Origin of the sequence: Nostoc sp. KVJ3, from assembly GCF_026127265.1 — a bacterium.
Lineage (GTDB): Bacteria > Cyanobacteriota > Cyanobacteriia > Cyanobacteriales > Nostocaceae > Nostoc.
In genome coordinates this window covers 1-25614 of the sequence record NZ_WWFG01000015.1, presented here as the reverse complement: position 1 = coordinate 25614, position 25614 = coordinate 1, and the positions used below count along the sequence as shown (strand labels likewise).

33 protein-coding genes and 1 pseudogene are annotated in these 25614 nt (G+C 42.1%); 19 read left to right on the top strand and 15 right to left on the bottom strand.

What is annotated here, in order from left to right; all coding sequences use genetic code 11:
- Window positions 1-422 precede the first annotated feature (422 nt).
- The 11 genes from GTQ43_RS40270 to GTQ43_RS40220 form a co-directional block, all read right to left on the bottom strand.
- Window positions 423-617: a hypothetical protein gene (locus GTQ43_RS40270; protein WP_265277076.1), complete on the bottom strand. Its 195-nt coding sequence runs from the start codon at window positions 615-617 to the stop codon at window positions 423-425.
- A gap of 305 nt (window positions 618-922) precedes the next feature.
- Entirely contained in the window at window positions 923-1129 is a 207-nt protein-coding gene (locus GTQ43_RS40265; RefSeq protein WP_265278225.1) for a hypothetical protein, read from the bottom strand.
- A 210-nt stretch (window positions 1130-1339) separates the two neighbouring features.
- Window positions 1340-1507 (bottom strand): hypothetical protein, encoded by a 168-nt coding sequence (locus GTQ43_RS40260; protein ID WP_265278224.1) that lies wholly within the window; start codon window positions 1505-1507, stop codon window positions 1340-1342.
- Between the two features lie 72 nt (window positions 1508-1579).
- Window positions 1580-1822 (bottom strand): hypothetical protein, encoded by a 243-nt coding sequence (locus GTQ43_RS40255; RefSeq protein ID WP_265278223.1) that lies wholly within the window; start codon window positions 1820-1822, stop codon window positions 1580-1582.
- Between the two features lie 167 nt (window positions 1823-1989).
- Window positions 1990-2598, bottom strand: a complete 609-nt coding sequence (locus GTQ43_RS40250) for a hypothetical protein (protein WP_265278222.1) — start codon at window positions 2596-2598, stop codon at window positions 1990-1992.
- Between the two features lie 65 nt (window positions 2599-2663).
- Complete coding sequence (locus GTQ43_RS40245; RefSeq protein WP_265277078.1) at window positions 2664-3380, bottom strand: hypothetical protein; 717 nt, start codon at window positions 3378-3380, stop codon at window positions 2664-2666.
- On the bottom strand, window positions 3380-3601 hold the full coding sequence (locus tag GTQ43_RS40240; RefSeq protein ID WP_265278221.1) for a hypothetical protein: 222 nt from the start codon (window positions 3599-3601) through the stop codon (window positions 3380-3382). The genes GTQ43_RS40245 and GTQ43_RS40240 overlap by 1 nt, the downstream gene beginning before the upstream one ends.
- 188 nt (window positions 3602-3789) lie before the next feature.
- Window positions 3790-4047 (bottom strand): hypothetical protein, encoded by a 258-nt coding sequence (locus GTQ43_RS40235; protein WP_265278220.1) that lies wholly within the window; start codon window positions 4045-4047, stop codon window positions 3790-3792.
- 595 nt (window positions 4048-4642) lie between these two features.
- A complete protein-coding gene (locus GTQ43_RS40230; protein WP_265278219.1) occupies window positions 4643-4942 on the bottom strand; it encodes a hypothetical protein in 300 nt (99 codons plus the stop codon).
- A gap of 59 nt (window positions 4943-5001) precedes the next feature.
- A complete protein-coding gene (locus tag GTQ43_RS40225; protein WP_265278218.1) occupies window positions 5002-5385 on the bottom strand; it encodes a hypothetical protein in 384 nt (127 codons plus the stop codon).
- 33 nt (window positions 5386-5418) lie between these two features.
- Complete coding sequence (locus GTQ43_RS40220) at window positions 5419-5730, bottom strand: hypothetical protein (RefSeq protein ID WP_265278217.1); 312 nt, start codon at window positions 5728-5730, stop codon at window positions 5419-5421.
- Window positions 5731-6452: 722 nt separating this feature from the next.
- On the opposite strand from GTQ43_RS40220, the gene GTQ43_RS40215 reads away from it, so the two are divergent.
- From GTQ43_RS40215 to GTQ43_RS40185, 7 genes and pseudogenes are all read left to right on the top strand, one after another.
- On the top strand, window positions 6453-6623 hold the full coding sequence (locus GTQ43_RS40215) for a hypothetical protein (protein WP_265278216.1): 171 nt from the start codon (window positions 6453-6455) through the stop codon (window positions 6621-6623).
- 591 nt (window positions 6624-7214) lie between these two features.
- Window positions 7215-7829: a hypothetical protein gene (locus tag GTQ43_RS40210; protein ID WP_265278215.1), complete on the top strand. Its 615-nt coding sequence runs from the start codon at window positions 7215-7217 to the stop codon at window positions 7827-7829.
- Between the two features lie 78 nt (window positions 7830-7907).
- Window positions 7908-8192 carry a hypothetical protein gene (locus GTQ43_RS40205; protein WP_265278214.1) on the top strand — a complete coding sequence of 95 codons (285 nt, stop codon included), beginning with the start codon at window positions 7908-7910 and terminating at the stop codon, window positions 8190-8192.
- 46 nt (window positions 8193-8238) lie between these two features.
- Complete coding sequence (locus GTQ43_RS40200) at window positions 8239-9414, top strand: DUF5906 domain-containing protein (RefSeq protein WP_321162571.1); 1176 nt, start codon at window positions 8239-8241, stop codon at window positions 9412-9414.
- Between the two features lie 35 nt (window positions 9415-9449).
- On the top strand, window positions 9450-10268 hold the full coding sequence (locus GTQ43_RS40195) for a hypothetical protein (RefSeq protein ID WP_265278213.1): 819 nt from the start codon (window positions 9450-9452) through the stop codon (window positions 10266-10268).
- Window positions 10269-10887: 619 nt separating this feature from the next.
- A pseudogene (locus GTQ43_RS40190) lies at window positions 10888-11106 on the top strand (tyrosine-type recombinase/integrase); the annotation flags it as partial.
- A 133-nt stretch (window positions 11107-11239) separates the two neighbouring features.
- On the top strand, window positions 11240-11473 hold the full coding sequence (locus GTQ43_RS40185) for a hypothetical protein (RefSeq protein WP_265278212.1): 234 nt from the start codon (window positions 11240-11242) through the stop codon (window positions 11471-11473).
- 861 nt (window positions 11474-12334) lie between these two features.
- Here the strand turns inward: GTQ43_RS40185 and GTQ43_RS40180 are convergent.
- Window positions 12335-12796: a DUF3598 family protein gene (locus GTQ43_RS40180; protein WP_265278211.1), complete on the bottom strand. Its 462-nt coding sequence runs from the start codon at window positions 12794-12796 to the stop codon at window positions 12335-12337.
- Window positions 12797-13147: 351 nt separating this feature from the next.
- On the opposite strand from GTQ43_RS40180, the gene GTQ43_RS40175 reads away from it, so the two are divergent.
- A complete protein-coding gene (locus tag GTQ43_RS40175; protein WP_265278210.1) occupies window positions 13148-13291 on the top strand; it encodes a hypothetical protein in 144 nt (47 codons plus the stop codon).
- Between the two features lie 404 nt (window positions 13292-13695).
- Here GTQ43_RS40175 and GTQ43_RS40170 read toward each other — a convergent pair whose 3' ends face one another.
- The 3 genes from GTQ43_RS40170 to GTQ43_RS40160 form a co-directional block, all read right to left on the bottom strand.
- Window positions 13696-14358 carry a class I SAM-dependent methyltransferase gene (locus GTQ43_RS40170; RefSeq protein WP_265278209.1) on the bottom strand — a complete coding sequence of 221 codons (663 nt, stop codon included), beginning with the start codon at window positions 14356-14358 and terminating at the stop codon, window positions 13696-13698.
- Between the two features lie 137 nt (window positions 14359-14495).
- Complete coding sequence (locus GTQ43_RS40165) at window positions 14496-15050, bottom strand: siderophore biosynthesis protein (RefSeq protein ID WP_265278208.1); 555 nt, start codon at window positions 15048-15050, stop codon at window positions 14496-14498.
- 4 nt (window positions 15051-15054) lie between these two features.
- Window positions 15055-15510, bottom strand: coding sequence for a hypothetical protein (locus tag GTQ43_RS40160; protein WP_265278207.1), 456 nt, complete (start codon window positions 15508-15510; stop codon window positions 15055-15057).
- 731 nt (window positions 15511-16241) lie between these two features.
- Here GTQ43_RS40160 and GTQ43_RS40155 point away from each other — a divergent pair.
- From GTQ43_RS40155 to GTQ43_RS40105, 11 genes are all read left to right on the top strand, one after another.
- On the top strand, window positions 16242-16376 hold the full coding sequence (locus GTQ43_RS40155; RefSeq protein WP_265278206.1) for a hypothetical protein: 135 nt from the start codon (window positions 16242-16244) through the stop codon (window positions 16374-16376).
- Between the two features lie 824 nt (window positions 16377-17200).
- Window positions 17201-17980, top strand: a complete 780-nt coding sequence (locus tag GTQ43_RS40150; protein ID WP_265278205.1) for a ParA family protein — start codon at window positions 17201-17203, stop codon at window positions 17978-17980.
- 2 nt (window positions 17981-17982) lie between these two features.
- Window positions 17983-18165, top strand: a complete 183-nt coding sequence (locus GTQ43_RS40145) for a hypothetical protein (protein WP_265278204.1) — start codon at window positions 17983-17985, stop codon at window positions 18163-18165.
- Complete coding sequence (locus tag GTQ43_RS40140) at window positions 18102-18437, top strand: hypothetical protein (protein WP_265278203.1); 336 nt, start codon at window positions 18102-18104, stop codon at window positions 18435-18437. Before GTQ43_RS40145 ends, GTQ43_RS40140 begins: the two co-directional genes overlap by 64 nt.
- An 86-nt stretch (window positions 18438-18523) precedes the next feature.
- Window positions 18524-19027, top strand: coding sequence for a DUF4365 domain-containing protein (locus GTQ43_RS40135; protein WP_265278202.1), 504 nt, complete (start codon window positions 18524-18526; stop codon window positions 19025-19027).
- Window positions 19024-19551 carry a hypothetical protein gene (locus GTQ43_RS40130; protein WP_265278201.1) on the top strand — a complete coding sequence of 176 codons (528 nt, stop codon included), beginning with the start codon at window positions 19024-19026 and terminating at the stop codon, window positions 19549-19551. The genes GTQ43_RS40135 and GTQ43_RS40130 overlap by 4 nt, the downstream gene beginning before the upstream one ends.
- Before the next feature lie 198 nt (window positions 19552-19749).
- The gene (locus GTQ43_RS40125; RefSeq protein WP_265278200.1) at window positions 19750-20727 is read left to right on the top strand and encodes a tyrosine-type recombinase/integrase; all 978 of its coding nucleotides are present in this window, start codon (window positions 19750-19752) and stop codon (window positions 20725-20727) included.
- 754 nt (window positions 20728-21481) lie between these two features.
- The gene (locus GTQ43_RS40120; RefSeq protein WP_265278199.1) at window positions 21482-21838 is read left to right on the top strand and encodes a hypothetical protein; all 357 of its coding nucleotides are present in this window, start codon (window positions 21482-21484) and stop codon (window positions 21836-21838) included.
- 469 nt (window positions 21839-22307) lie between these two features.
- Window positions 22308-22556 (top strand): DUF1816 domain-containing protein, encoded by a 249-nt coding sequence (locus tag GTQ43_RS40115; protein ID WP_265278198.1) that lies wholly within the window; start codon window positions 22308-22310, stop codon window positions 22554-22556.
- Window positions 22557-22598: 42 nt separating this feature from the next.
- Window positions 22599-24911, top strand: a complete 2313-nt coding sequence (locus tag GTQ43_RS40110) for an NACHT domain-containing protein (protein ID WP_265278197.1) — start codon at window positions 22599-22601, stop codon at window positions 24909-24911.
- A gap of 248 nt (window positions 24912-25159) precedes the next feature.
- Window positions 25160-25318 carry a hypothetical protein gene (locus GTQ43_RS40105; RefSeq protein WP_265278196.1) on the top strand — a complete coding sequence of 53 codons (159 nt, stop codon included), beginning with the start codon at window positions 25160-25162 and terminating at the stop codon, window positions 25316-25318.
- Window positions 25319-25614: the final 296 nt, after the last annotated feature.

Sequence of the window (25614 nt, the reverse complement as noted above, 5' to 3'; positions counted from 1 at the left end):
AAGAGCGAGATAACAGAATTAAAGCAGAACTGGAATCAACTGTTGAATCACACGAAGAACTTGACTACGGTTATTCAGGAGTTGAAGAACAGCCCTCCCCCCCAACCCATCACCATAGAGAAAGAGGTTTATCGCGCTGAACCCATAAGTAAATATGGGACGATGGGGTTGTTTACTGCATTATTTACTTTGTTGATTTTCCTTGGATTCAATCAATTTATTCCGGTAAATATCTCGAACGATATCGACATCTATTTGAGACAATTTTGCAGCGTACAGATTATAGTAATGCCAAGCTACAACGGGTAGAAAAGCGTTTGGGGACTGACCGAAATCGAAGATGAAGGGCAAGATATAGCGATTGGGGCAACAAGCTTAAGGTAATACTTGCCCCAATCATACAAATAATTAGAGATAAGAATCTACAAGTTTACCTTGAGTTGACCACTTCTCATCAAGAAGTCTGCAAGCAACATAGACAACTTTTTGACTTCTTTACGCTTGCGTTTTCCATTTATCCCCCAGCAACGGACAGTGAAATCACTTTGATAACCCAAGACAAGAGCAAGCTCGTCGTAAGTTAACTGCCACTTTTTCTTAAACTCAATTGGGTGCATAGATGTAAATCCATTACTAGGATTCAGGCTTTTGATGTCTTGATATCTTTGAACTAAGTGCTTTCTTAATGGCTTTTTGAGATTGCAGTAAGATTAAAAAACGGTAAAGCCTAACTTCTCACTACCGTTCAATTGCTTGGATTCTATAAGTTGTGCAATCGCACACCTTAAATAGCGAACACTAGGTTTCTCTTCGCCCCACTTTCGGCTATTTCTAATCGCAGCAAAGCTGACTGGTGTTGTCACGGCTGAAGTAACAATGTTTAAAATCTGCTCTTTATCAGCCTCAGAAATGCTGACGAATTCTACCTCTGCAATTTCAACTCTTGGGTAGGCTTTGAGAAAATAGACTCCAGTTTATTAACTGCGTCATCTGGTGCAATTTTCTCCCTCTGGGCATAACTGCTGGCTGGTGATGCTGCACCATTCCGGGAAGAATTTGAGTATGTTCTAGCTGGATCTGGCTGACCATTTCCTGGGTGTAACTCTATCTTTAGCCAGTCTGGAATCATGCCGAGATTGCCACCGTTAACAGGTTCAGCAAAGTTATTAGGGTTGGCCTTAAATATTCGCCACTGGCAACATTAATTTTTCGCAATCCGCCAGCGCTGACAGACTGAGCTACACACCCAATGAAGTTAACTGATTGCTTAAAGTGTCTGCTAGTCCTGCTGTGGCCTTGCCAACCACAGAAGTTAAGTTAGAGCCATGCAACACAATGATTAATGTACCGCCACATTTGGCGAAGCGAGAAGTAAATATTGAATAGCCCAGGTGCGATCGCTCTCATCAAGTAGGGACAGCAACCGCATAGCCTCATCAATCACTAACAGTAAGTTTTTGTGGGAATAAGGTTCACTTGCATCTAAGCCTTTAAGAAATTTAAGCAAGTCACGGGCGACTAATTTATCTGCACCGTCTGCATCTTTTTCCGGGTATTAAGGGCAGAAATCAGATTGCAACTAAAGGGGTAAACATCCACCCCGGCTGTAAAGTATTGGGTGTTTAATCCCGAATCTAATGCTAGAGATAATGTTGCCAAGATTGCTGCTAAGGTTCCCTTGCCACCTCGCTGAGTGCCAGCGATCGCATGACTGGGAACTCATCATGTCTTCGACTTGGAAACCACTTTTCGTTAAAGCCGCGATGAGTACGTTGGCTCTATTCGCCAGAGGGAGATAGTTATAGTCTCTGGTAAAGCCCATTAGCTGATGGCTGTAACTCCTCCGGTTTAGAAAGAGAACCGCTTGGTGAGTGTCCCGAATATCTACTTGTGGTGAATTGAAATTGCTTAATATCTACGTGGGTGGTAACTGGGTTTGAGCCTGTGCGATAGCACTTACCTCTGACAGATTCAGCCGGCTGTCAATGGTCACATCCTGTAAATGGAGAGCCATACTTTGATAAGTCGGTAGCTGACGACCCTTAAGCTTGCCAAACCAGCCAAACATCCAGCGATAAGCATAAAACGTTTTCCTGGTTCAACTTGGGTTAAATACTGCCCAATATTTTCAAATTCAGCTAGAAGAAAGGCGTACTCTTCAGCCTCGTGTCGCTCTAGAAATTTAACAGTATTAGCAAGATGATCCGCTTGATAATTGCTCCTAGAATCATAGTCACCAGCACGGGCAACCGCGTCTATAAAGTTGCCACGTACAAATGGTATTGGTGCAATTTCTTTAGTGCGGTTGGAGTGTTCGACAACAAACCATAGCCATGCAGCACCACCAATTAAACCACCAACTAGTGCCATTGGGTTGACCGCATAACAAACCGCTCCTATCCCAGAAGCCAGCAAGCCAAGTACACGGGTCATGTCTGCTTCGTTCTCAGAAACTCGGGCCATTTCAAACAATTGCTCTTTTCTCTCTTGCAGCCATTGGGCGATATTTCCGGCTTCCAAGTGAGACAAATTAGGATATGATTCGCGCAAATGTTCAGTTTCTTTGGTTGTAATTTTTGGGATATTGTTACTTTGCATAAAACAAATGCCCTGTTAAGTAGTGAGTGCCGCTCAATGTAGAGAGTTGTTGAGCGGCACGAGCTTTAATCTTTGGTCAAGCGCCAGATGGCAAACCCAATTTCACCCGCCATCATTGTGCCGATGTTAAACAAGATGCAGCCCAAAATCATGAATGGGGCTGTAAATTCAAACGGGTTACGAGCCGCAAAGGTGGTGACAATATCGAACACCCAAACCGCAATCACAACCAGCCCTGCACTAGAGCGATCGCGTGTACCTGCGGTCTTATAATCCTTCCAAAGCTCACCAACAAGGTCAATCTTGCCACTAGGCTTGGTTTCAAGCTCATAAACCATGTGGTCTTGAAGCTCCCGCCTAGCTGAATCTGGGTTTTTACCGCGTAGGGCATGGGCTTCAATTACCTGAACACCTACAGAAATTATGAATGCCAGGTAAAAGAGAGGGTTGAACGCTGCAAACGGCACATTTACCCAATTCCAAGTCGGCTCAAACCACGGGCAAACAGGCGGCCCTTGAAAGATTAATTGCCAAGTTGAATCAGCACTTATTATGGAACCACCGATAAATAAAATCCCTCCAACTAACGCACGACCCGCACCACCGTTAGCAACAAACTGATTAACGATCGCGGCGGCTGCCCTAATGGGTAAACCAACAATCATCACAACAGCCTTGGCGCAAAAATCGATGATTTCACCAAGCGTTCGCTTCTTACCCTTGGGTTTACCATCAGTGTTACCAGTACTATTACTTTCTGCACCAGATGTTCCTAATGCCATTATTTTCTCCTCACTGGTTTGATATTTTGAACGCTTTTACAAATCTCTTTAGCTTTGTACTTCCACTTCCAAATTCCTTCTTCAATTCGCCCAATACACCTACCCGTTGCGTCAAAAACATCAACAATCTCGTCATCTTGATAAAGGGTTGTGTCTGGTCTGGGATTGCGTTTACTGCTGTCAAAATAATTCGTGATTCTAAGTTTCCGAGTTGTGGGCATGACTCCTGCCTCATATAAGGCATCGCTGGTTTTAGCCGTTCTTCTATACGAGATCGCTCTAATCCTTCGGTGGCTTTTAATCTCTCGGCTTCTGCATAAGCCCCAACTTGGGTACTAAGGGGATGATTACAGGCAAGAAGCAGATACCTACACCAGCCAAGGCTAAATACAATTGCTTCTTGTACATCTCACTGTGCCATTGCGCTGATTAGTGCAAACTTCTCCCATTGCTTTAACTCATGCAGTCGAAGACATGCTGACTCGGCTTCATTGCTAGGAGCAGTAGAAGATTCACACTCTACCCATGCTTGATGAGCGATTTTTGCAATTAACCAGAGTGTGTCTGATTCGCTCATCTTTTCTAATCCTTCCCCCCATGTCTCACACATATCTTTAATGAGTGCATTGTCGTGAGAGAGAGAGTAATATCCTACAGGGTGCGCCATTTTGATATCCTTAATGTGTGTATCGATTTATCCTGATGCTGGTTTGTGTGAACGCTTTTCTTCTCCGGGCAAGCGTTCGCACAATTAATCCTCATCAGAACTGTTAGCGAGTTGTACTTTTTCAATGCCATCTAAAACTTCAGAAATTGATTGAATGGCATCATTCAAAACCAAGTCATTTGATGTAGTAAAATGCTTGATGTTTGCAGTCTCCTTATTCGGGAGTAGCTTGAATCAACCTTAAAGTTTGCTCAACACCAGCCAGAATGATTACTATTTCTTCTGTGCTACATTGCTATTCATTTCACTCGTTGAAGTTACTTGATATTATTCACCTCTTATCGCCTCCAAATCTCCTAAGTTGATTTGATGATTGTTATTGACAGAGAATCTTTCATTTACTACTTTCTCTAGAGCTTTTCTCAGCCAGTAAGCGGGGTCGTGCCATCCATTTCTGCAAGCATTCTGATGGCTGGAGTCAAGTCTTGAGGAACGTTGTAATTAAGCCGCTTGGTTAACATCGGTCGTTTCTCCTAAGTAAAGTTTTTTCATTTCTGATAAAGCAACGGTTCCAGGATTTTCGGGAATCAACAAATTACTTTCTGGAATACAGTTTCAGTAATCTTTCTTTAATCAACATCTGCACGGGCGCGATCGCAAACGCACCGCCACACAAAGTTACTTTGCTGCGTCTGGCTTTCACGGACACGTCATCTAGGGCGTAAGCCAAGGGAGAATCTTTCATCCATGAATGAATCGCGTTCTCTAACTCAGTCCCAATGTCTTCCCCATCAGGTGCAATCGCGCTTATGCCGTTATCACCAACGGTTGCAGTTTCTAAAATCTCGCGCAGTTGGGAGGGGCGAATCATTTTAGAAGAATCGGTGTTGCTCAAAGCTCTCGAGAATTCTTTGATTAGTGTGGCAACACCACCGCCACCATTGGGACTACAAGTTACCCGTTTTGGTAATTGCCGAGATTACTGTATTCGCTGATTGTGGCTGTACCATACCCAATATCAAAAGTATGGAACTGTTTATCGTCAAAGCGTTCGCTTGCCCAAAGTGACGCGCCATATCCCTCTGGGAATCCTAGAAAGCCAAGTTTTGAGAAGCACAGGCGGTATCTAACACCATCTACCGCTATCCACTTGCATTGTTCAATGGCTTTTTTTAGTTCCAATGGGGAAGCTAGCGAGAGGGTTGATAAACGAATGTGCAAGGTTCTACGCTTGGCGCTTGTACCCGTGGACAACTCAAGCAGATTTGGCAGAGATGCAATTGCACCTAATGCAAGGATGGGGAAGTAGTGTACTTTGTAATTCTCGGAATCACTCATCGCTATGTACTCTTTACCTTGCAGTCTGGCTGATCAGCCTACAACCCAATGCTCTACAACATCTTTGTTGTTTTCATCTTTGCCTCGGCTGAGGCTGAAAGCTCCTAATTCTCCAAAGGGTACTGATGGCACACAACACACTAAAGATTCGGTCTTCATCACTGGCGTTGTGCCAGTTTCGTTATTAACGAAAGCCTGATATTTAATACTGGAGCGCCCAGCATCTAGCATCAAATGAATTACCTTTTTTGATGGCATTGATGCTTTCTCTGTTATAGTTTCAGCCTCGTTTATGTTGGGTGCGTTCGTGCTTATAGATGTTGGTTGTTTTTTAGGTCTTGACATATCGTTTACCCTCAACTTTTTATCGTCACTGTCACTTGGGAAAGTAGTCATCATCAACTAACGTTTCATGTTTCATGTTTCATGTTTAAGGCTCGTGAAGTATCGTTTCACGGTTCTTGTGAGGCTGAAACATTGATGCAACCGTTGAAACTGTTTCATGAAACGTATCTATGAAACACTACTGAGTATTTTGGCTCCCAGTAGCAGTAGTCTGTGCCAGCATCGAATTTGCAAAATCTGGAGTAAAAGGAAGTTAACTACTTCTGCATGGTCATTAATGCCTAATTCCTGCGCTTTATTGCTGATAAATGGGTGTAAGATTGCCTGATTGTTACTCGCATAAATCCTCCTCAAAATAAATTTGCAGGCTAAAGTCGCCAAGAATATGTGTATCTTGTCTGCCGTTGGCGTTTTTGCCCTTGCTTATGAGTGCTATGGTAGATTATAGCTACTGAAGCTGTCAACTAAATATTTAAGCTTCAACTTATTAAACTAAAAAAGCTTACAGAGTCAGGTCTTAAAGATATAGTTGAGTAAAGATTCAGTAAGCTGTTGAAGTGAGCGAAATGGGAGTAACAAAAAGGCTAAAGTAATGTTTACTTGCGAACATGAAACAAATCGGATTTAGAAGCGTGGGCCAAATCCGAGCGAAGAACTGTCTCGAATCTAGTTGAAGGGTAGTTGTTGCCGCCCTTGCCAACTGGAAGAATCTGTGTCTACAGATGCGATCGCTAAAAACAAATCAAATGATTAACCCATCTGCCATTGATTTAAAATCACTCCCCTGGCTTCTCCCCGTTTTGACAGCTATCAGCGATCGCGATTGGGTGCGGTTCAAGGAACTTGAAGTCAGTTTTGCTCTCCGCTCACGGGGTCGAAACTTGGGCAGATGATTTCAACTGGAGAATCATGCCCGCGCTAGAACCAGAGGCTAAAAGATGGCTGTTAGTGACAAAATGCAGCCAAGGTATTAAGTCAGTCAAAATCTTAGATTAATGTCTTTTTGAAGCAGTATAACAAATTGAATTATTTTTAGTCCACTAATACTATTAATACAGTGAGTATTTATCTGGTTTTTAATGTTAGTTAAAAACTTGTAAAAGCTTTGCTGTGTCTTGGCTTGGGAAAATAGATAAATTGTTTTATTTTATAAAGTTGAGATATTTATTATTTTTTTGCCTGAGATAATTTACTATGTAATAAGACTATACCCTTAGTTCATCTTTTCTAAGTGTCATGTCACCAGATATACATAAGAAAAGAATGCCTCCCCAAGACTCAACTTGCTGAACACAAGTTGTTTAACAGTCCTAGAAGACACCCGATATTTTTATCTCTATTAAATTTCTTTATAACCTAATGTTATCAGTTCCTAGTACTTCTTACAACTTCCTACAACGGGTTTAACGAGAAATTTGATTAAAACTTTGGTGAATCTTCGGGGGAGGTAAAGCCCACACAATTTACCTCACAAGGATTTCACAATGGTAGCCATTTTAAAAGGACACGAAACCGTTGGCGGCTCCGTTATGCCAGAGGCGTTCGCCTCCTTCGACATCCGAAATTTTCAAGACCAGCTAGAACCAGCCAAAGAAAAAGGCAAGTACATCTGCCCCGTTTGCGGGGGGCACAACTTATCTATCGTCCCAGAAACCGGGAAGTATCAATGCTTCAATAATTGTGAGTGCAAGGACATCCGAGAGGCAATCAAACCTTGGGATGAAGTGCTGGCAGAGCGACAAAAAACTAATTTCAGTGCAGCACCAAACAAAAACCCAATCAGAGTTAAGACAGTCAAGCCCAACCCAACCCCAATTCCAGATGGCGAATTAGGTTTGGTAATGTTGACCGAGCCAGCGACCAATATTCCCCAACCTCAAAAATTAAAGAGTAAGCGAAAGGGCATCCCCGGAAACGCAACCGAAACAACCTATCAATACTCCCCAACCCAATGGATTGACCGTTACGAATGGGCAGACACCAGTAAAGAGAAAGGTTATGACAAGAGTTTTCGGCAATGGCATAGACTCCCCGACGGCACACCAGAGATGAAAAAAGGCGATTTTCCTTGGGGGCATATCGTATTGATGAAGCGCTAGCCGCTAGTAAATTGATGCAGGGAACCCCGGCACTACTCCAGCATGAAGGCGAGGGATGCGTAGAAGTTGGTCGCTCACATGGTCTTGCTGGGATTACGTTTCAAGGCAGTGGATGGGATAAGAAACAATCACCCAGAATACCAACTCCTGAAAGATTCAGGTATAGGATTAATCATCTTTCTGCACGATGCTGACGACACTGGCTTAAAGAAACTCCAGACCTGCCAGGACTGTGCCGACGAGGTGGGATTGCATTTATTGGAATTAACCCTCACGACATCTGCCCCGATTTACCATATAAATCAAGTGACATCAAAGAAATCTTGGGGCAGATGGAAGTACCAGAGTTTATCCGCAGGTTAGAGCAGGAGATCCACGCGGCTGTGGCAGAGCGTCATCTTCTGGCAAGCTGCAAAATTTTGATGATCCTTTAAATGATCTTGATCCAGTTGTCAGCTTCATTCAAATTGCTTTCAAAACTCTCTATGGCGATAAAAGTTGGATTTGTGCGGAGGATAGGCTCTACTGGCATACTGGCAACCACTACAAACACTCTCCTGATGACACAGAGCGTAGACGAATCACCAATTTTTGTAACTCTTTTGCAGTTGAAAATGAGCAAGGTAAAAAATCCTATCCTTACGCTTCACCCAGTTCAGTTAAGAAGGTTCTAGAGTGGGCGAAAATGCGAACGGGAATTGAGGCAGAATTACTCAATCCACCAGGGATTAACTGCACTAATGGGATAGTTAGACCCGTTTTGATAGGTAATAAGGTTATTCCACGGCTAGACCCTCATACCCCCGAAGATTACTTTATTTATGAACCGTTGATTGAGTACAATCCAAACGCTGATACTACAGATTGCGACCGATTACTTGAGTGTTTGGACAAACCACAACGAGAAATTCTTTTGAGAAATCTTGCCGCTTCGATTGACCTTCAAACTGTTAGGAAGCTCAGAGGAAGAGAGGTAAAAGCAATTTTAGCAGTTGGGCTTGGGTCTAACGGTAAAGATGCTCTGCGCGAGTGTGTATCAATCATTTACGGCGAAAATGGACTAACTTCTGTCTCTTTAGCAGACTTCCAATTGTACGACGAAGGCAGGAAGTTTAACTTAGCTCCATTGATGCACAGCAGGGTAAATTGGGCATCAGAAAACCCACAAACGTCAAGAATCGACAAGATTCAAAGCTTAAAATTATTTGTAACTGGTAACAAGTTGCATTGTGAACGGAAGGGTAAAGACCATATTGAGTTTACCCCTGAAGCCATAGGTATTTTTAACTTGAATGAAACACCATCATTACAAGGAGTTATGAAAGCAATTCAAGATAGGATTGCAGTTTTAGAGTTTAAGAAAACCTTTGAAAAAAATCCAGATCCTAACAACCCAAATGAATTACTAGCTGATCCCCGCTTTGCTTACGACAAGGAATTTATCAGAACGAAAGTAGCCCCAGCATTCCTAAATAAAATGCTGAAAGCTCTCAACGACCTGATTTCAGAGGCATTGATTATGAATGTACAACTGATGCTTTCTACAACCTTCAGAAAGAAAATAATCACCTATTTGACTTCATAGAAGCCGCGAACATAGGCTATGTCCCTGGTAAGGAAATGACTGCAAAAGAGCTATGGGTAAGACTGGAACATTACTACACTCAAACTGGCACATTAACTATAGATTCCGATAACAACCGCAGAACGTGGAGCGAACAGGTTAGACCCAGTGACAAAAACGTAAAGGGCATTAACCAAGTCATTGCTCGAATCGCTCAACTCTTTCCCAAGGCTGTCAAGGGAACTAGGTACTGTGACATTGCTAAAAGAAACATTCCAGTACTCAAAGGCATTGGCATTTTGTCAGTTACCCGCACCACATTAGACGAAACCCGCACCACTTCCGCACCACTTACCGCACCAGAAACCTCGCAAAATCAGGACTTCCGCACCACCCGCACCACTTTTTCAGATTCCCAGGAAAAAAACATTGAAGAGTCAGAAATGAAAATTGAATTGCTTTCTCCGACAATGAAAAAAGAAGAATATGCCACCTCAACTGGTGCGGGTGATGCGGAACCCTTGCCAGATATGGAAAACTGCTGCGGGGAGTCCTGCGGAAATGGTGCGTCAAAGCTAGAAAGTGGTGCGGGTATGCCAACTGAGGATCAGGCAGTGAAAGACGCGCCAATTACATCCGATACTGTTTTGGTAAAAACTGAGTATGAGTTCTCATACTCACTGTTGCAGATTGAAAAAGACGGCGGGGACATCGCAGGGTTTGTTGGTTGCCAAGTAGAAGTGCGATCGCTTAGTGGTGCGGTCAAGTTCGCAGGTGAGATGATTAACTGCGACTCCAAGAATGGAATTGTGACTGTGGCCACCGAGCAAGGGAACCGAGATGCTTCTCTCTGCGAGACGTTTGTAATTGACTAAGTATTCCAAGCCCCTGAATTTATTCATGGGGTATTAATTACGAATTACGAATTAGTAATTACGAATTGGAGCAAAGCGACTTGACTGCTACGGTATTGAGGTGCGCGCTAGAGAGTTCGTCAAAAAAACTTCGCATACGAACTAAAGATTTACCCCAGTGGCTCAATTTTGGCAACTTTGTGGAAAATCAAAAATTGGCTCCCATTATCGCTGATTTCTGGCACAGCGATGGTAAATCAATGGAATTTCAAAACCTCAATTGTCAACTAATTATCACTATTGAGAATTAGGGTTAAACTGGCTCCCATAATCGCACACCAATGGCAGGGCTATGGCAAATAAATGGAATTTCACCTAAATTCCGCATTTTTAAAGATCACAGTGACATTATGCTTTCACGGAATAATAATATTGAATTTTGACGCACAGTACGCCAAAATTGGCGGAAAGTTTTTTTGAAAAAAAGTGATGAAGGAGAGTCAATTTCAAATCACTTTCATCAAAAAAAACTACTAAATAACTACGTTAGTACTACACAAGTGAGTGTCACGGTGATGCCCAATAGTCGAGTCAGCCCTGACTGGCGCTCACGTATTTCCTTATGTTGGTAGTTTTGGGAGCTTTAACCCAGATGAGTAATGCTGGTATTCCCTTGAGGGTGATACAGGAAATTTCGGGGCATCGGAATTTAGAACAGTTGCAGAGATATTTGGAAGTAACTGACGCTCAGGTGTTGGGAGCGGCTGCAAGCTTGGCTATGTTATCGCCAGTGACTAGAAGTGGTGTAGAGCTAGACACTAACCAAAAGATTGATTTTGGCACGGGCATAACGCTTTGATTCTGTTTCAATCCCTAATAGGGATTGGCGTCAGATTCACAAGGTTTCAATCGGAAAAATGGGGGGTGTGGGGTACCCTGGTAAAACTTTTACCTGATGCTAACTTTGTACCAACATTTTCATATTGATGGACATGACACAAGCAAAAGAAATATGTAGCGTATGTCTAGGTACGTTCATACAAGACGATGACTACACCTTGTATGAAGATGGGAATGTAATGCACTACTATGATGAAAATATATGGAAACATAGCCTGACCGAATGGCTCAAGGCAGAACACTTGGGCAGCAATATAAAAGAGGCTTTGTTTAACGAATGTCCTGAAGAAATAAAAGGAAAAGCTAAAAGCTTGCTTTATCCGTAGAGGTTTTCACGACTGCCACCGACCAATACCATTCTTCTGGGGTTGGCGAATAGTAAAATCTGGTGTTAAAGATGAAGCTCTAGTCATTTCAGCCCTCAGTAATAATCTAATACGTTAGACTCCTGCTAACGCAATCAGAGATACAGCTAATCTTCAGTTAGGGGTTTTTGGGATAAACCCTCGAAAAGGGGGATTATGAAAAGTGAGTTTTGACGCTATCACCCTATAACTCTTGCCAGATAAGATTCTTGGCTAAACCCCGTCTCAGAAAGTGTACAATTTGAGACTTGTCTGAATTATGTCTCTTTACATGTCTCAAAATGCCATTCTTAGATCGTCTAAGAAATAGTGATAATCTTCACCCTGACTAGCTTTCACCGATCGCGTACTAATCAAAAGAGTGAAGTACCATTCAACAACAAATTCTAGAATCCCCCTTTTCGGGGGTTAATGCAAAAAACCCCAGTTATGGCTTGGACAATGACCGCGATCGCAAGAAGACGCTACCCGACCACGGTGATGCCATCTTGCCCCTGATAACAGCTTCGCACTTATCCACCTCAACTATCAAAGATCAACCACCATTCGAGACTGCTAACTCTTGAGCTTGCTCATAACCCGGATTTCTCACCAATGCTCAAAGCCTGTGCTTGTGCTTGTGCAGGGAGAGTTCAATTGCCAAGTTCAATCTCCTTTCCTTTGCCCCTCTGCATTTCAAACTTGTGAGAAATGCGGGCAATCACTTTTGCGAGACTGCAACTGCGTCTTTTTGCTAAATCCGCCCCAATATAGAAGTTTTATTCCTGATATTTGGCGGGATTGAACTATACTAAAAATCACGTCTAATTCGTCATCCAGTTTTCAACTAGAAATCCGCTTTTCAACTATTAACATTAAGCCTTTCAAATTCCCATCTTCTGTAAAACTTTGGCTGGTGCGACATTTATTATCGTTATTTACAAGATTAATCATTTCCGTTGCAAATAATTGTCCCGTCGTTTTATTCCAGACATTAAAAATGATAATGCTATCTCCATGTTCACGTGCAATAGTGGTGAAATTTTCCCATGCGGGAACATCTACTGCTTCTATTTCTATTTCATCATTACTAATTACCTTACCAACAAAACTGTTATTGACAATTCTACCGTCAGCATAATGGTAAGTATTGGTTTGTAGCCATTGATTATCAACTATCTTTTGTGTAATTTCTGCTTCAAAGCGTTCTGTTTCTTGAGCATTAGCATCCATTCTGATCCAGTAGCCTGACCAAGTGCCGATATGTTTGGGGAAAACCTGAAAATCACTCAATTGTTTAGGCATATTGCTAATACAAACAAAGTTTGTTTACTGATTTTTTATTTATACATTAGAGAGCGGCACTCATGGAAAAAGATTTTGTATTTTTTCACTCACAGAGCGAATAGGGGTTCAGCCGAGATAGGGGTCAAATGCAATACGCTTGGGTTAAGAAATTTATCCGTTGAGGCAGGGGAAGAGAAAAAAGCTTATCCCAAGCGTATTGGGATCAAATGAGCAGTGATTCCGAAAGTTACATTTCTGTAAGTACGCTTTTACTTTTTAGTTCCATAGTGCTGCTCTAGCAAGTCTGCACAATTGGTTCCAGACTGTTTATTTCTAGCCCTGCTTGCTAAGAATTTGCTCAAAACCGCAATGTACGAAGTCGAACTCTGTGAGCAGATTATGGATGGGTTGACGCAAGGCTGGATGATGGGAAAACGGGCAAAACCTTTGTTTGGTATCGAATGGAACAGATTATGGGAAACACGCTTAGAAGACGTACAGACATCGGGGTGAAATGAGCATCCATGCAGAAACTTACGCTAAGGACTTGATGAGCCACTTTCAATCTGCGATCGCCAGGAATAAAAGTGTACCAATTGAAGTCTCTGAAATTTAGGAGATTGAAAGCCTTACTGTACCGTATAAAAAAGCTGTGCCAAATAGCTTATAGTTTAATTGTTACATTGAGAATTGCTAAAAATATCGATTGATAGAATTCTTGCCCAGCAAGGGCTACAGCCAAGCGCGTAACTATCTGTACGATTGCCATTGTACTAGTCCCAGAACAAAATTCGATTCATCACCTTGTTAATAGTTCATTCATCAAAATTGATATCTGCCCAGCTTTGACCCGTTGATTATCCCACGATTGATTTATGGCAGTAGATTTAAATTCTCTTTCTTTTATTTGTCAGTCCCTAAGTACGCTTGCGTACTAAAGTTAGCCCATCCGCCACAGGTAGAAGGCTGATGTCAATCCGTGTATCTTGGTACAGTTTTTCATTCACTAATCGAATGGCTACGGTTTCACTGTCTTGAGCTTCCTCATCAATCACTCTGCCAGACCAAAGCACGTTATCAATAATAATTAATCCGCCAGAACGTAACAACTGCATTGCTTGTTCAAAATAATTAAGGTAATTTTCTTTGTCCGCATCAATAAAAATCAAATCGAAAGTCCCAGCTTCAGAGTTACTTAATAAAGCATCTAGCGTTTCTAGCGCCGGACCCACCCGTAAGTCAATTTTATTGGCTACGCCTGCTTGCTCCCAATAACGCTGAGCGATGGTTGTCCATTCTTCACTGATGTCACAGGCAATAATCCGACCTTCAGGTGGTAACGCTAAGGCCATCCAGAGCGTGCTGTAACCAGTAAACACTCCTACCTCAAGGGTTTTCTTGGCATTTATCAGCTGAGTCATAAACGCCAAAAACTGACCTTGTTCAGCTGGAATTTGCATGGCAGCATCTTTCAATTTTGCTGTCTCTTCCCGAATTTGACGTAAAATATCAGATTCGTGTAGTGAGACTGTTAGGATATAATTATGTAGCGCTTCTGGTATTTGCCAATTTTTCAGCATTTCAATTTTTCCTTACGGATAGTTGCATTCATTGTGATTTTGATGACCAGTTTAGAATCGGAATTGGACTACCTAACTTAGGCGCAGTCCTTTGGAGTTGCCCTGAGCAGATTGCTCAAGGAACTGATAACGTGAAATTATTCGATGTTGGGGTCAAGTAACCGTTCCCGATTTTTCTCAAATTGCTCTAAAGTCTCAACCGCAGTCTTTTTGACAGAATTTTTGGTTGAATCTGAACGTATACTACCTTTTTCGTCACCCCCAAACTTAGAGCAAACTCCCTTATGAGCATGAGCTAAACTTTTGTATGCTAGAACAAAGCGTTCATGGCTCGATTCCAACTCACAGGGAAGATTTTCAAAAATCGGCTTTAAACGCATCCAAATTGCGATCAAAAAAAAATGATCCCATGACATTAAACCACTAAAGTTATCAGACTCAACATAAGGAGGAAGCATGGTGGCACGAATCTGCAAGTTATAGTCTGCTGGATTAAAACTTGCTGCCAGTTCCATTGCTGCGCCAGAGGCTAACATCAAGGTAGCGGCAGATTCTAATTCTATTTGAGCTAAAGCTAGATTCTTGGTGAGAATTGCTTGCTCAAACCGTTGTAACCCAATATTTAAGGCTTGAATCATGGAAAAAAACGACCAGTGAAGTTTTTTCCAAATCTCTAATGATTCTGGTGACATTTTGTTATTTTTCCCCAGATACAATAAGCACTCTGTTAAGTAGTTCTACATATTCCTGATAGCCCTTCTTTAAATCGACCATCTTGCTGGAGTTAAAGTTTTTTAACTCAGACAGGAACAAAAATTCTTGAAGGGCAACAACGAGACTAGAAACAAGAACAATAGAAATATTCTCAGCTTCAACATGGACGATTTGAAAATAGCGATCAAATTCCTCGATTTTTTTTACACTTAAGAAGGTATTATTAATTAATGAATCATTAATAGGAGATCGCTCTGTTTCACCTATAATGGTTAAAGCTTGATTAAGCTTGTCTACCGCTACGTTAGTAGGCAAGTGGTTAATTGCTTCTAATATTAACTTGAGTGCCTCAGATACTCGCTCGTGCATCTCATGACTGAGTGTTAACTGAGTCGGTAATTGCCCAGGAGTTAGCAAATTAAGATATTTAGATTTCATCGCTATTGTACCGATGTTATTAGAGTATTCAATTACTGACAAAATATTTATTAAATAACCATAAATTTTTGTGAGTATACTACTAATATTTTTACATTATCTTCATAGACTTGGCATTGACCCAAGATGGACGTATTGATCAATTGATAACAGTTCTCAATAACTTCTGAGTGGCGCGACTCTCAACGGAGTAATGGGGCTTGTGGCGGGCGTCACCGTGCCAAACTGGGTAAATTGTACGCTAAGGCTGAAAGTAAGATAGAGTAAGCCTTTCAAGAAGTGCTTTTTGGTGAAAGAACTATGGTTATGCTGCTAGTTTTGATCAAGTTTGAACGAAAAATCATCGTCTCAGGGACTTGAAATTTTCTTAGAGTACAAAAAACCTTTTTTGGCACGGTGATGCCTAGGCTGTGAATCGCAGGGTCTACAGAGGCGCAATGAAAATCAATCGGCACGGACGCGCCAAAGTTTTAACGCAGTCAGAGATATAGCTAATCTTCAGTCACGGATTAGACAACGACCGCGATCGCAGACTGACTATTTGGCATTGAGCCAAGATAGAGGTACTTCTTAATTGATAAATATTCGCAATAACTCTTAAGCGGCGCGACTATCAACGAGAGAATGGGGATCATAGCGCGGTAGACTGTCCATAATAAAGGGCGCGTTCGCTGCTTGGATGGAAAACATATTGTTATAGTAAACCAGTTCTTTAGCTACAACTGTTACTCATGACTCAAAAGAAAAATTCTGGCGATAATGTTGGTTTTAAGGATATTGATAAGGTCAAATGGAAGAATCCTTCACATAAACCAATTAAACTGATTTCAGAATTGCCCGAAGCTTTGCCAAAAATTGACCCCTAGAATCACCATCACAATCAGTCATTAAATAGAATAGACAACCTTTTGGGTAAGGTTGCCTATGGTAGCGATCTAAGGAAGTCTCTGGTTAGTCAAACTAGCTAGAGATTTTTATTTGAGTAAATAACCTAAGTAGCCTGCTAGGAATAGCTTTGAGTACTCAAGTAAAACAGTTTGTGCTTGACTATCTACTACACTACGCATAGCTAAAACGACAAAAATCACAGAAAACATTGCAAATAAAATTGTTTCCTTGTTCATAAGTCCTCGAAAAAATATTAAGTGGTTTCAAAGTTATTCAAAGACTTAACCCAATTCTTCAACATCCACATCATCATCAAGTAACTAACCTGACAATCAATACCACCCCACCCAGTACATCTGGGATCTTTCATAGTTAGCCATAAAAGTTTACTCAAGGTTGCACTCTATAGTGGAGAAGTATTTTCTTCTATAGAACCCATTTGATATCTTTTCTAGACATAGGAGGGTTGCCAGAAGGCAGTTTTAAACAACCTAGTAACCATAGGGCGAGAAATCATAGAGCAATTGCTGCAAAAGTATGAAATCTAGCTTTACACAAGACTTATAGACGGAAGAATAGATCCCAAATGGGTTTTATAGAGGACACCCATGATTAGAGCCTACAAGCGTTACCCAGTATAATTTACAGCGATTTTATTTTCCTAATTCAAATAAAATTCTCTAAAACTAATATTAGCTTTAGCTAAAAAGCTAATTTGTCAAAAAGCTAAATTTATTAATTGACAAAATAATTAAATGAGCTTAAGTTAATTAGCTAATTTAATAAATTAATCAAAATAGAGATGCTGACAATTACCGTAAGCTCGTTGAGTGGCGGTCAGGGCAAGACGACAACTGCCCTGTTCCTTGGTCGGCTGCTATCACGCCAGGGGTTCACCACCTTAATGCTCGACTCCGACCCCCAACATAATCTGACTACCTATCTGGGGTTCGAGTTGTCACCCAACCAACCAACCCTATTGGAGTTTCTGAAAAAAACAGTCGCACCAGAAGACTGCATCTACCCGACTCAAGACAACGACAATTTATTTCTTATTCCCGCCGATGACCAACTCGATACCGTACAAGATTATTTATCTAACAGTGGAGTAGGTGCAACCTTACTCAAGCGACGATTGGAAGTCATCAGCCAAATTTTCCAAGTTTGCATTATCGATGCCCCACCCCAGCGATCGCAAATTTGTTTAACAGTAATTGGCGCAGCAGATTTTTTAATCATTCCCGCAGAAGCATCGGTCAAAGGTTACGGTTCCCTCGTGCGGACGCTCGACTTACTAAGCGGCTTGCGAGATGTCGGAGCCACGAATGCCTCAATCTTAGGTGTACTACCCTTCCGCGATCGCTGGTTTGGTAACACCCAAGCGCAAGAAAGTCGGGCTGCTGTAGATGGAATGCGTGACGAAGTTGGCGAAAAGTTAGTTCTACCTTCAATCCGCGAGTCAGAACGTTACAAGCAGGCCATCAACAAACGTACAACCCTCTCGCAGTTGGGATACACCGATCTGGAATATCCATTTGAAATGATAATCTCGAAAATCGGCACGGATATTGGGAGCAAATAAAAATGTCAGATAACGTACTCAACCAACTACGCAACAAACGCAATCGCCCAACAGTTACACCACGTCAGGATGCGCTTCTGACTCAAGAACAGCCCAAGCTCAAGCACAAGAGCAAAACTCATTGCCACAACCCACCCCAGTTACAGAACTTGCCAACTCAACTGCTGCTACAGCTGACACTATAGCTGAACTCAAAGCCGAACTCGAAAAATACCCGCAAACTCGGCGACATTCGGCAATCGTTCTAGAAAAAGACCTCGACCAAGAATTGACACGGTTTTGTAAAGAATTAGGCATCACAGTTGAGGTCTTTTTAGAAGCTGCCTGGACTGTTGCTAGTACTGACAATGCGCTTACAGAAAAAATTACCACGGAAGCCAAGCGCCGCTATGACCAACGTAAGCGGGTTGGGCAAATTAAACGGTTAATCACAATGTTGACCAACCCTTCAAAGTAAAGACCTTCAACAACCAAAATCTTCAACCAAATCTCTATGATGTCGAATTTAAGCACCCAAACGGTATCACAATCAATTTGTAAATAATGAGCCTCAATACCCAAAAAGAAGATTTCAGTTACGCTTATGTGTATGCTGTCACTGCAACTGCTGGCTACTCCTTGCAAGCAGCCACACGTAGGTTAGATGATAGCGGCATCGACGCTACAATTACCGTACCAGGAAAACTCAACTCTAAGCGTCTGCCGAGATTTGACGTACAAATTAAATCTACATCCCAAGATGTTAAGAGAGAAACATCCATCAAATACCGACTCAGCGTCAAAAACTATGACGAACTCCGGGAAGACGACCCCTTCGTGCCACAACTATTAATAGTTGTTTTAGTGCCAGAAGAAGTTAGTGACTGGTTATCCCAAACCGAAGAATCTCTATGCCTCAAACGCTGCGGTTACTGGCTATCGTTGCGCGGACAACCAGCGATTGATAACAAGACGAACATCACTGTGGAAATTAAGCGTCAAAATATATTTAGCCCCGACGCACTCAAAACCATAATGTCACGCATCGCCGTTGGAGAATCCCTATGACAGCTATTTTCCCGGATGTGGAAAAATTCAAATGTATCGACCCCCGACAAGTAGAAGCTTACTTAGTTGGGCATGGTTGGCAGCAACAGCAGCGTCAAGGTGATAAAGCTGCCATTTGGACTCTAGACGGTTTTGAAATTTTACTTCCCCTCAAACCAGAAATTATCGACTTTTCTCGTCGGATGGCGGAAGTCGTTGAAACTCTGGCCTTGGCAGAAACCAAATCGCAACAGTCAATTTTGGGTGACTTAATTACAAATGCACCCAACACCACCATCCAAGCAGTTGTCACCCACATCGCCACACCCAATGCACATCACCTCAGTGGCGATATCACCCTCCTGGGCATCGTGGTTGATAAACTGCGTCCCATCCACACCCAATTAGCTGACCGTGACTACATCCTGGCATTGAAGGCTTATCAAGAACGCCTGCCCGTTTACTGCACGGGTGACTTAATCAAGTCTAACGGTATATTCGTTCTGAAGAATCCGCACAAATTTCGCCTAGATGACACTGAATAATATCCATAGGCAGTTGAAATTTTGGCTGTTTGCCTCCAGGAACGTCAAATAATATAAATGATTGCGACAGAGGCAGAGAGCGCCTTTTACCCAAAATGGGTGAAGAGAAGAATGATTCTCGCACCACATAACGGCTGAAAGTTGTGTAAAAAGCCACTTTTAAGGGAGGATTTAATTTAAAGCCTCATTAAACTTGCTGTGAACACCCGCGCGATCGCTGACAATTTTAGCCCTGAGTCTCTGGCACTGACAGAGCCGTTGCCCATCACGTTGCACCCGGCTGAAGTTTATCTCAACAGTCTAGGTGAAGGTTCGCGGCGGACAATGCGAGAAGCGCTCAACGCGATCGCCCGACTGCTGACCAACAGCAGTTGTGATGCAAGTACTTTGGACTGGTCAAAGTTGCGTTACCAGCACACTGCTGCGGTACGGTCGGTGCTGATGGAAAAATATAGCCCAGCGATGGCGAATAAAATGCTATGTGCATTGCGGCGGACGCTCAAGGAAGCATGGCGCTTGGGGTTAATGTCCACGGATGAGTATGGACGAGCAGCTGATATTGAGTCGGTGCGGGGCCAGAGTTTATTGAAGGGGCGCGAACTGGATGCCGAAGAAATTTCTGCACTGTGGTCTGACTGTATTCAAGATGACTCAACATTAGGAAGGAGGGATGCAGCACTGCTGGCAGTTTTGACGGTAGGTTTGCGTCGCAGTGAGGTTACTTACCTAGATTTAAGTGATTTTAAGCTACGTAGTCGGTCGTTAACAATACGTGAAGCTAAGGGGCGGAAGGAACGAATTGTCTACTTACCCGAAGCTGGTGTGCAAGCTCTCCTTGATTGGTTGCTGATTCGGGGTAAAGCACCAGGGCCGCTTTTTTATCCCTTAAATAAGGCAAAGAAAATCATACTGAGACGGATGAGTGAGCAGGGGGTGTTGCGAGCATTGCAGCGCCGAGGAGAAAAAGCTGATGTAGAGGCGTTTACACCCCATGATTTTAGAAGAACTTTTATCGGTAATCTATTGGATGCGGGTGCAGATATCGTCACGATAGCGAAACTTGCAGGTCATGCGTCGCCAAGTACTACAAGTAAGTATGATCGGCGTGGGGAATCGGCGAAGAAACGGGCGATTGATTTGCTGAATGTACCTTACAGTAGGCGGAAAAACCGTTAATTTTCTTAAAACGATTGAATACTCACAAATTCCTCACAATTGTTTTCTATTTTGGTGTTGTGCCGAGATATGAGGGGGTAAATGAGCAATCGATGCTGTTGGCGAATGTAATACATGTTCGTATTTTAAAGTATTACGTAAGCTCAAACCTTCAATCTGTGGTTGTGGCTTTTAGTTGTAACACTTTCGCCAACAGTATCAGCAATCGTACAGAAAGTTACGCGCTTGGCTGTAACCCTTACTGGATAAGCATTCTGCAATTCGATATTTTTCGCAATTCTCAATGTACCAATTCACCTATAAGCTATTTGGCACAGCTTTTTTATACGGCTCATCTTGGGTTTGAAGCTTCTAAATTTCAGAGGTTTTAATTGGTACAGGTTTATCCCAGGTGGACAGGATGCTGAAAACAGGTCATCAAGTCCTTAGCGTAAGTTTCTGAACGGATGCTCATTTCACCCCGACAACAAAAGAAATTTCAGGACAGGGAATGGCGATCGCTTTCTTGGTTAATTTCTCAAAAGAGTTATATTGCGAAATTATTTTGACTACTTTTTGTGTCGTAGTTAATCAACTTATACAATTCAACCATCAATCAAACTCTTGTATATACTCGATTTCAAACGTCTGGTTGTTACACTTTTTACAATAAGACTAATTAGAACCATCTAGAAAGCTTTTTGAGAACAGACTTGTACAGTCACCAAAAAATCTAGGCTTGAATGTGAATATTTTATCAAACAATACTGAACTCATGTCGCATACGTTAATTAATTTAACATTACCAATAGTCATTCAAGAAATTGAGAATGTCTTGAATGAGTACCCTGAACATCCTTATCAATTAGCTTTTTCGATTCATGAATTGCGTCAAAAGTTAATTGCCCACATTCTAAGTCATGTCCCTAACCGCTATGTAGTCGAAGGGGTACAGGAATTATCCAGCATCCCCAAAAGCGGCTACTCTTTGCCTGTACAGGAGCAGATACAGATAGAAACAGTGGTTCACGGTAGTATTCTGCATATCTTGCGCGAAAACGCTGATTGGCTAAGTCGCCAGATCCTAACTCTGTCTCTTGTTGGGTCAGTTCTGCACACTCGTCTGATTTAATCACTTCATACTCTTGGGCAACATTATTCATCTTCAAAGTTACCTGACAAATAAAGACAACATTAGTTAAATTCATTTAGCAATTAAGGCTTTGAAAATGAAACATTTATTAACGAGTCAAATTAATTTGCTCACTTATTGCAGACCAGATCATATATCTACAAAAATCAGTCAATTTATGAAGGGGAAATATACTTGTCTTTGCTGTTCAGATGCTTTACTCCGTCATGTCTGTTCAAGAGGAGTTTACTGGCGTTGTAGCTACTGTTATCAGGAAATGCCAGTTTAGAAAACAAAACCAGGAAAAATGAAGAATATCTCTATATCGGACTGTACTTTCATCTGTGATCCTAAATTCGTCGTCTTGCCTCAAATGCTGGATTTACCATTTGCTCATTGTACAAAAAGCTATAGTAATCTCTAAACAAAACTATCTTTAATCAAATTTAATTAATCATAGGTATCCCTCATGAATTTATTTCAATCTAATCAGTCAGAGTTTGCCTGGTGGGTAGAAATTAACACGGCTGTTCCGCGCTGTACTTATTACTTTGGGCCTTTTGATAATAAAAAAGAAGCACAACTTTCTAGAAGTGGCTACGTTGAAGACTTATATCAGGAAGAAGCCAGGGACATCATTGCATTAGTCAAGCAATGCCAGCCTGATGTGATCACGATTTTTCAGGAGAAAGCAGAAGTCCAAATATTTAGTTTTTGAAGCCCGGATCGCAGATATTCTGCTAAATGGGGTTTTTGTCCTATGGTCAAGCGATCGCTCCAAGCATCACTCACAGGAATTCAACAGGCTAAAAAAGCGTTTGCTCGCAAGGGGTGGACACAAGACAATCTAGCTGCGGAAGTCAACCTCAAGACTAGACAAGCAATTTGGCGGTTTTTTAGTGGCCGTCCAATTGAGCGTCATACCTTTATTGAAATTTGTATGGTGCTGTCACTGAATTGGCAGGAGATTGCTAGCAATCCGCCAGCAGAATTCATGTCACTAGAAGAATACAGCCGTCCCCCTGTACTGGATATTGATAAATTAGTGCAGAAAGTGCGATCGCAACGCTTCGATAAAATTCAATACCAGTGTGGTATTTTGCAGTTATTGGATATCAGCCGTCCCGTTGCGATCGATGACATATATATAGATGTGAATATTTTGGAGGAGATTGCTAGCCTTCAGTACTTAGAAATCACCGATCTGCAAAACCTTGATCCCAAAGAATTTGACCGTTTTGGCTTAGGCGAGGCTGACGAAAAACAGATAGCTGGTACACAGGCAGTTGAAAGATACTCTAAGCTCAGGGTGCTAGGCAAACCAGGAGTAGGTAAAACCACCTTTTTGCAATATCTCGCCATTCAGTGTAACCAAAACGCATTTACGGCAAATCAGGTGCCAATATTCATCACCCTAAAAAATTTTGCTGAAGATTCTATTGTTACCAACGAGTTCAGCCTATTAAAATACATCAGCCAGGAATTCCTTACATCTGGAATTTCCGATCCTTCAGTAATTGAAACTTTACTTAGTGCAGGCAGGGTATTACTGTTGCTTGATGGCATGGATGAAGTTCTTCACCAACAAAGCAATGCTGTCTTAAGCGAAATTCGGAGGTTTTCAGAGAAATATCACAAAAATCGGTTTGTGGCGACCTGTCGAACAGCAGCTCAAAAACTCAGACTCCGAGGCTTTACCGATGTTGAAATTGCTCCCTTTACCTTAGAACAAATCCGAGCCTTCGCTCAAAAATGGTTTGTGGCCTTTACCAAGACCAACCAAAAAGATGGTCTGGCCCAGTCCGTTGAGTTTATTCAGAAGTTGGAATTAGCTGAAAATTGGCAATTTCGCCAACTCGTCGTCACACCCCTATTTCTGCATCTTGCCTGCTGGGTGTTTCACGGTCAAGAAAAATTTCCGACTAAGCGCACTGACTTTTATAAGCAAGGTTTAGACCTTCTATTGGGCAAATGGGATGAAGCCAGAGGCATTGAACGGGATGAAGTTTACCGAGGGTTTTTATTACCACAAAAGCTCAAATTATTGAGTCAAATTGCCGCAGCGACATTTGAGCAAGGTCAGTACTTTTTTGAGCAACGCGTCGTTGAGCAATATATTGGTGACTATATTCAGAATCTCAACAACGTGCCAATGGATGCAGAGTCACTGCAAATCGAAAGCGAAGCGGCGCTCAAAGCAATTGAGGCTCAACATGGGCTATTGGCAGAACGGGCGCGGGGAATTTTTTCCTTTTCCTATCTAGCATTTCAAGAATATTTCACAGCGAGGAAAATCGTTGCCAGCCATAACTTAGAGGCATTTGGGCAAGCGCTCTCTGGTCTGGTGAATCATATCACCGACCCCCACTGGCGCGAAATCTTCTTGTTAACCGCTACCATGCTCAGGAGTGCAGACTCTCTAGTACAGTTGATGAAGCAACAGATTGATACACTCGTTGCCGAAGATGCTTATTTACAAGAGTTTTTGACCTGGGCTAGCCAAAAATCTCGCAGTATTCCTACCCAATCAAAAGATGCGACAGTTCGAGCATTTTATCTGGCCTTGAGTCGGACTCCTCACATAGCTTCGCACTTTGCCCTAGCCAGCAGCCTCGACCAAGGGATGTTTCTGGATGAGGCATTAGATGACCTGCTGCTGGCGTGTGCAATTGATGGGAGCCAGGACTTTGCCCACATCCACGCCTGTGGAGAAGCTATGAGCAACATTCTGGGTATTGTTCTGGATGTAGGACTCCATAAATCCCTGCAACAACTCTCTGACCAGTTGCCAAATTCTGGTCAAAGTCAACAACGGTTTGAGCTATGGTCGCAAACGAACTATTCAGCTTGGGCTGAACAGGTAAAGAAGACTGTAATTAATTATCGCAATATTAACCACGAGTGGCAATTTAGCTCTGAGCAAGAGCAAGTGTTGCAACGCTACTATGATGCCAATCAACTACTACTCGATTGCCTGCATAGCAATTGTGAGGTGACATCTGCTATTAGGCAAGAAATTGAAGCCACTTTATTGTTGCCGATAAAGGAACTTGAGGACAGGGAATGGCAATAGCTCTCTTGCTTAATTCCTCAAATAGTTTTGGATTGCAAAAATGATTTTGACTACATTTTGTATCGTAGTTAATCAACTCATTCACCAAATCAAACAACACCAAATTCTTATAGCATAAGAAGATAACTATTTAAATTGTCACTTTCGAGCTATTCTCTCCTACTTTTAATTTTTTAAAAGTGGGGGACTAATTACACTTTTGGGCTATTACGTGTAACAGATGGCTCAAAGTATTGATCTGACGTTAGGTGACTGGAGGTGAACTACTAGGCGATTATTTAGTGATTAGCAACTACGAACCCAAATCTCACCGTAGCCGTATTTCCCAAGGTCTACCACATCTTCAGGAAAGCGTTTTAGAAACTCATCTGGAGGCAACCATTCTTGAAATACAAAAACTTGGCTGAAATGATTTGACACTCTCGGTTACGAGCAAATCAAATAGGCAGTTTCAATCATTCGTGAAAAAATAACAGAACTCGGTAGAAGATATTTGGTTACAAAAAAGATATTTGGTTACAACTAAAAACAATCATTCGAGAGTTTCATTTTGATATCAACGCGAATGCTTTTTGGGTTGAATTGTCGTTGGCTAGCGGAACATGGGTATCAAGCCCCGCCCTGGAAGGGCGTTCTCGATTGGTCGGAGTACAAGCTCCTTCCAATCCTCCCCCCTGCTCCCTGCTCCCCGCTCCCCTGCCTC